The following is a 6,077-nucleotide window of genomic DNA, read 5'->3' on the forward strand; positions in this document are numbered from 1 at the left end:
CGATTGTGCGCACCGCAGGCGCAAGCTTCACCGATCTCTCTCTCGTTTTTCAATAACAACATCATGCGATTACCGCTTCTCGCGCTGGCTGCCGCGGCCTTTGGCATTGGCACCACCGAATTCGTCATCATGGGGCTGTTGCCCGATGTGGCCGCCGATCTTGGCGTTTCCGCGCCGGCCGCCGGCATGCTGGTCTCGGGCTATGCCATCGGCGTGGCCGTGGGCGCGCCCATCCTGGCCATCCTGACCAACAAGTGGCCGCGCAAAACCGCGCTGGTGGGGCTGATGGGCTTGTTTATCCTCGGCAATGCGCTGTGCGCGCTGGCGCCCAACTATGCATTGCTGATGGCCGCGCGCGTGGTCACGGCGTTTTGCCACGCGGCGTTCTTCGGCATTGGCGCGGTGGTGGCCGCGGAGCTGGTCCCGCGCGAGAAGCGCGCGCAGGCGGTGGCATTGATGTTTACCGGGCTGACGGTGGCCAACGTGCTCGGCGTGCCGTTTGGCACCGCCTTTGGGCATGTGCTGGGCTGGCGCTCCACGTTCTGGGCCGTTACCGTGATCGGCGTGGCCGCCGCGGCTGCGTTGGTGGCCTGGTTGCCCAAGGCCATCCCGATGCAGGCCGGCAGCATCCTGCGCGAGTTCCGCTCCGTCGGCGCGGCGCAGGTGCAACTGGCGCTGCTGATCAGCACGCTGGCATCGGTCAGCATGTTCACTGTGTTCACCTACATCGCCTACATCCTGCGTGACGTCACGGGCTTCACCGCGCAGCAGGAGAGCATGGTGCTGCTGTTGTTCGGGGCTGGCATCACGGTGGGCGGCCTGGCCGGCGGCAAGCTGGCCGACTGGAAGCTGATGCCCGCGCTGGCCAGCCTGCTGGCCGCGGTGGCGGTGGTGCAGCTGGTGTTCTCGTGGACCAGCCATTTTCCGGTGCCGACGCTGTTCACGCTGTTTGTGTGGGGCATGGTCAGCTTTGCCGTGGTGCCCGCCACGCAGGTGCGCGTGCTGGACAAGGCCAAGGGCGCGCCCAATCTGGCGTCCACGCTGAACCAGGGCGCGTTCAACCTGGGCAATGCCACCGGCGCGTGGCTGGGCGGGCTGATGATCAGCGCCGGCCTGCCGCTGACCCAGCTGCCGTGGCTGGGTGCGGCAGTGGCCGCGCTGGCGCTGCTGGCGGTGGGGGTGTCGGCGTCGCTGGACCGGGGTGGCGCGGTGGCGGCTTAATACTAGCCGCGCCATGGCGCGCGGAGTTCCGGCGGGGCCCGTCGGGCTGTAGGATGTTGCCAGCAACGTTTCTTCGGGCCCGGCATGGACTACGCACACATCCTCCAACGCATCCACCGCGACATCGCGCCCTTGCTCACCCAGGGGCGCGTAGCTGACTACATCCCCGAGCTCGGCAAGGTACCCGCCACGCATTTCGGCATGGCGCTGGTGTTTGCCGATGGCCGCAGCCATTGCGTGGGCGACGCAGCGGTGCCGTTCTCCATCCAGAGCATCTCCAAGCTGTTTGCCTGCACGCTGGCGTTCCAGCTGCTGGGCGAGGACCTGTGGCAGCGGGTTGGGCGCGAGCCTTCCGGCAACGCCTTCAACTCGCTGGTGCAACTGGAGTACGAGCAAGGCAAGCCGCGCAATCCGTTTATCAACGCTGGCGCGCTGGTGGTGACCGACGTGCTGTGCAGCCGTTTTGTCCAGGCGGAGACCGCGATGGTGCAGTTCCTGCGCCGGCTCAGCGGCAACCCGGCGATCGACTACGACCCGCGCGTGGCGCAGTCCGAGCGCGAGCATGCGGACCGTAATCGCGCCATGGCGTATTTCATGAAGGACTTTGGCCGCCTCGAGATGCCGGTGGACAAAGTCATCGACGCCTATTGCCGCCAATGCGCCATCACCATGAGCTGCGAGGACCTGGCGCGCGCGGCGCTGTTCCTGGCGCATGGCGGGGTGGTGCCGTGGAGCGGCGAGCGCGTGCTGGACGCCAGCCCCACCAAGCGGCTGTCGGCGCTGATGCTGACCTGCGGCACTTATGACGCTGCGGGGGATTTTGTCTATCGGGTGGGTTTGCCGGCCAAGAGCGGCGTGGGCGGCGGCATTGTGGCAGTGCTGCCCGACAGGTGGGCCGTGTGCGTCTGGTCACCGGGGCTGGACCACAGCGGCAATTCGCTGGCCGGGGTGCAGGCGCTGGAGTGGCTGACCACGTTGAGCGGGCATTCGATTTTCTGAATAGTTTTCTGAGTTGAGACGCCAGTCAGCCCAGCATCAACCCGGCATGCGCCAGCAAGTGGCGAAACACCGTCAGCCGGGCCTCTCCCGTTTGCGCCAGCTTGCGGCAAACGTGCAGGTGCGCCGTCATGTCGCTGTGTCCGCGCAGGGCGTCCTTGCACTCGCGGTCCGAGATTTCCAGGTGGATGCCTGTGAGGATGGCGCAGCCCTTGCCCACGGGGGCGCTGACGATGGCGGGCGGGGTGCCTTCCAGGCCCGTGTACACGGCCAGGATCTGCGCCGCGTGGTTTGTTGCATCGCCGAAGTCGAAGCGGCAGCCGCCGTGGTAGTGCGCATACAGCGTGATCGGGGCATGGGTCAGGCTATGGGTCGTGCGTATTTCTGCCGCCGCGGTGCTGCGCGGCGTTGCGTCATAAGCGACGCCCCGGGTGAGTTCGGGCAAGCAGCCAACCGCGACGGCATCCACGAAGCTCAGTTCGCGCGGGCCGCAGATAGCGCCTTGGGTGCCGGCATGGAACGCGAGTTCCCTGCAGGCGTAGTACGCGCCCGCGCAGATGCCCAGGTAGGCGCCGCCTTCTTCGACAAAGCGCCGGATGCGCGCGTTGGGCGCGCCGTTCAGGGCTGCGCAATAGGGCAGGTCCGCGCCGCCCGGCATGACAAACATCACGGCATCATCGAAGAGCGTCTCGTCTTGCCGGATGTCGTCGGCCATGACCGCCCGGATCTCGTACGCACCGGGGAGCAACTGCTGCCCGATCATCCGCATCAGGCGCGAGGTCCCGTCGGAGGTGCCGGCGTCGATATAGGTCAGGATCTGGGGCTTCGGCATGATGGTTTGGCCCTTTTTTGCCCTTTTTTTGCCCGATTGGGCGCGATAGTGCGGCAGCGGTGCTGCGTGCCTCAGGTTTGTGCGCGGCGGTAAAACGCCAGCCCGCCTGCCAGCGCAATCAGCGTGCCGCCCGACAGCCGGTTCAGCCAGCGCATGCCGTCGCCACGAAAGGCGTGCACGATGCGCGCGCCCAACGCCGCGTACAGCAGCATGACGGCCAGGTTCAACAGGCATTGGGCCAGCGTCAGGATGGCGTACTGCGGCAGCAGCGCCGCGCTCGTATCGATGAACTGGGGCAGGAAGGCCGAGATAAACAGCAGCGCCTTGGGATTGGTCAGCGCCACCAGGAAACTGCGTGAGAACAGGACGCGGCCCCGCGCCGCAGCCGGCGTCCGGGCGGCAGCGGAATCCGAAGGCGTATCCGGTGTCGGCACCGGTGTTGTCTCCGGTACCGTCTGCGGCGCCTTGCTCGAGCCCAGCATCTTCCACCCCACATACGCCAGGTAGGCCGCGCCAAACCACTTGATCGCCTCGAAGGCAACCTCGGACGCGGCGATCACGGCGCCAAGCCCTGCGGCCACGGTGACGACCAGGATGACGTCGGCCGCGAGCGCCCCGGCCATGCCCCAGCACGCCTTGCGTACGCCATGCCTGGAGCCGTTGTTCAGGGCCAGCAGCACGGTCGGGCCGGGGGTGGCAATGGTCACGGCCGAGGCAAAGAGGAAGAGCAGCAGGGTAGGGAGCGTCATGGTGCAATCTGGCTGGCGCACGCGTGGGCGGGCGGGACCCATAGAATGATTGCCCGCCGGCAGATTGTCCAGTGCCTGTCATGCCCGGCGCGGGCGCGCCATGTGTTGCGCAATTGGCAAAAATGCAAGCCGGGATTGCACGAGATGAGCAGGCATTGCGCGATTTGATACGATGATGGTTAGAACGCAACGGTAGCCCGCAACCGCCATGACGCTTGCGATACGCGCTTGAACGACTAGCGTTCGCCCGGCTAAGTTGCGGTTCTCCCATAAAAAGCGGAGACAGCCATGATTAAAGAATACGCGTGGAAGAAGCGGGTTTTCGAGACCCATGAAGTACAAGTGCAGGTGCGGCCGAGAACGCCTACGGTCTGGGAGTACACGGTGCGGGTCTGCCGCCCGGGCACGAACATCCGGGCCGCCGGGACTTTGCTGGAATCGTCCAAGGTAACGGACCTGTTCCCCACGGCAGACGCGGCGGAGACGGCGGGTTTTGCCCACGGTGCAGAGCTGGCGAAACGGCTGGCCTAGGGTGCGGTTGAAGCCCGGAAAGGGTTGGTCAACGTCGATTTGGTGCTTTTTACCGGCTGATGGTGTAGCAGTGTGACTTTTTGTAGCGGGTGGTTTGGAGCGTACTTTGTGCCGTTATACTGCGCAGGTCGTTGCAACCACAGCGACCGGGTTTAGCAGCCCGCGGAAAAAGGTGACCAATCCACCATCAATCCGCGTGAAAAAGGAGGCATACCCATGCCCCAGTCTTCGCTTGCTCGTCCCGGGCAAATCGCACCTTCCAAGCCCTCTATCCTCTGCCAGCGCCTGCGCGCCTCCCAACGGAGGGCGCCCGATGCATAGGTACCCGCACTACAACATCACCGCCCAGCGCGCCGGGCGTGACACCTTCCTCACGGCTCACGCCCCTTCCGAAAGCCCGCTAAGCCTCGCCGCCGAAAAAGCCGCGCAACTCAACGCGCTGCTTTCGGTGGCTGTCGAGAACGCCGCCGGCGGCTCCTTGTGCAACATCACCGAAGAGACGCAGAGCCATCTGCTTTCGCTGGCGGCCGTGCTCGCGCATGAAACGCTGGTGCTGAGCGAGCTGGCCGCCCAGGACGATGAGGGTGAGGGGGAGGGCGGCGATGGATGATGGCTGGCCGGCCGTCTAGCCACAGGAGGGGCAAGATGGCAGCGCGGCGCATGACATCGATACGGTACTTCGCGCGCATCGCAGCTTGGCGGCGCCAGACAAAGTGCACTACAACACGCGCTGCCAATCGCGCCGCCAATCCCGCGCTTGCAGCCCCATGCGGCCATCGACTATGTTGAATCTCAAGGCCGAGGTGGCCGCTTGGATGAGGAGCCGTGATGAACAGGGTCATAGGACACCTGGCCGTGCTCGTTGTCTTGGGCCTGTTTGTCTTCCATGGGGCGCAGGCATCCGACATCGACTGTAAGTCAGCATCCGGCGCGGGATCGGTCCGCTGCGAAGATCCGCAAGGCAACGGGATGCGATGTGCGCTGGAAACCGACGGGCGCCCGCGCAACAGGCACCTGGTCTGCGATAACGCGGAGCTTTCGACGCGCTACGAGCGCATCTATGCCGAACAGCAGAGGCTGCTGCACAGCGGCGTCACCAACGATGCCGACGTCCGCGCGTGGCGCAGCAAGCGCGATGCCTGCGGCTCCGTGCGCTGTCTTGATAGCCTGTTCCATGAATGGTGGCGGTGGCGGGACGCCGCCCGCATGAAGCCGGCTCGGCCCGCCGTTGCGCCGAGCACGACCGTTGCGGCCCCTGTCCCGCCAAAGCAGGAGCCGGCACCTCCGGCTCAGCTCGCTGCCGTGCCAGAGAGCGCGAAGCCGAGCGAGCCGACATTGCCGGCGGCCGCCGACGTTCAGGCCCCGCCTACGTTGCCCGGAACCGGGCAAGCGCCGCCCGAGCCAGCCTCTGGCGCCGTGGTGTTGTCAGGCTCGTTGTCAGTTTGGTCGTCAGTTTGGTCGTCAGTTTGGTCGTCAGTTTGGTTGTCAGGTTTGCTGGCGTGAGCTTCCCCCGAAATTTCGCCTTCCAAGAGGTGAGGTATAACCTCAACTAGTTGGAAGGAAGCGAAATGCGAAAGATACCGAAACAGGAATTCACTGCGGAGTTCAAGGAACAGGCGGTCAGGCAACTGCGTGCCGGGAAGACGACAGGAGAGCTGGCTGCGGAATTGGGCGTGTCTGATCAGACACTGCGCAACTGGCGCAAGGCCGCCGAGGCGGGCAAGCTCAATGGGGCCGGTGCCAAGCCT

The 6,077-nt window shown here is 65.4% G+C and carries 8 protein-coding genes; 6 read left to right on the forward strand and 2 right to left on the reverse strand.

Going from position 1 to position 6,077, the window contains the following annotated elements; translation table 11 throughout:
- Positions 1–63 precede the first annotated feature (63 nt).
- Together A9975_RS06965 and A9975_RS06970 are read left to right on the forward strand one after the other, a co-directional pair.
- Positions 64–1,221 (forward strand): MFS transporter, encoded by a 1,158-nt coding sequence (locus A9975_RS06965; protein WP_183031996.1) that lies wholly within the window; start codon positions 64–66, stop codon positions 1,219–1,221.
- A gap of 84 nt (positions 1,222–1,305) precedes the next feature.
- Positions 1,306–2,220 (forward strand): glutaminase, encoded by a 915-nt coding sequence (locus A9975_RS06970; RefSeq protein ID WP_183031997.1) that lies wholly within the window; start codon positions 1,306–1,308, stop codon positions 2,218–2,220.
- Positions 2,221–2,245: 25 nt separating this feature from the next.
- On the opposite strand, the gene A9975_RS06975 is transcribed toward A9975_RS06970, so the two are convergent.
- On the reverse strand, positions 2,246–3,049 hold the full coding sequence (locus tag A9975_RS06975; protein WP_183031998.1) for a BPL-N domain-containing protein: 804 nt from the start codon (positions 3,047–3,049) through the stop codon (positions 2,246–2,248).
- Positions 3,050–3,120: 71 nt separating this feature from the next.
- A complete protein-coding gene (locus tag A9975_RS06980) occupies positions 3,121–3,798 on the reverse strand; it encodes a LysE family translocator (protein WP_183031999.1) in 678 nt (225 codons plus the stop codon).
- A gap of 288 nt (positions 3,799–4,086) precedes the next feature.
- Here A9975_RS06980 and A9975_RS06985 point away from each other — a divergent pair, with 288 nt between their 5' ends.
- The 4 genes from A9975_RS06985 to A9975_RS07000 form a co-directional block, all read left to right on the forward strand.
- Positions 4,087–4,329 (forward strand): hypothetical protein, encoded by a 243-nt coding sequence (locus A9975_RS06985; protein ID WP_150990685.1) that lies wholly within the window; start codon positions 4,087–4,089, stop codon positions 4,327–4,329.
- 313 nt (positions 4,330–4,642) lie between these two features.
- Positions 4,643–4,939, forward strand: a complete 297-nt coding sequence (locus A9975_RS06990; RefSeq protein WP_183032000.1) for a hypothetical protein — start codon at positions 4,643–4,645, stop codon at positions 4,937–4,939.
- Between the two features lie 245 nt (positions 4,940–5,184).
- A complete protein-coding gene (locus tag A9975_RS06995; RefSeq protein ID WP_183032001.1) occupies positions 5,185–5,832 on the forward strand; it encodes a hypothetical protein in 648 nt (215 codons plus the stop codon).
- A 65-nt stretch (positions 5,833–5,897) separates the two neighbouring features.
- Positions 5,898–6,077, forward strand: a 180-nt coding sequence (locus tag A9975_RS07000) for a transposase (RefSeq protein ID WP_183031972.1), incomplete at its 3' end; no start/stop codon positions are given.

Origin of the sequence: Cupriavidus sp. UME77 (genome assembly GCF_014170355.1) — a bacterium.
In the GTDB taxonomy this organism is placed as follows: Bacteria; Pseudomonadota; Gammaproteobacteria; order Burkholderiales; family Burkholderiaceae; genus Cupriavidus; species Cupriavidus basilensis.